Annotated in this window: 1 protein-coding gene; it reads right to left on the reverse strand. The window is 43.5% G+C overall.

The annotated features are described in order from the left end of the window. The coding region (locus KVT27_RS26355; RefSeq protein ID WP_217582354.1) for a PCRF domain-containing protein at positions 1 to 232 on the reverse strand (232 nt) is incomplete at both ends.

Genomic DNA, 232 nt, shown 5'->3' on the forward strand with positions numbered 1-232 from the left:
TTCCCCCTTAAAGCCACGCTTCTCAGCCCATCGTGTATACATACGTAGTAGCATAGACCCCCAGTCTTGTGACTCTGTACCACCTGCACCTGGATGCAACTCTAAAATAGCATTGTTTTGATCATATGGACCGCACAATAATAATTGTAGCTCAAGATCAGCCATTTTTTGTTGGAATTCTACCAGTACTTTTCCTAACTCTTCCTGCAATTCTTCGTCTGGCTCTTCACGA

Source organism: Lysinibacillus sp. GbtcB16, from assembly GCF_019091145.1.
Lineage (GTDB): Bacteria > Bacillota > Bacilli > Bacillales_A > Planococcaceae > Lysinibacillus > Lysinibacillus fusiformis.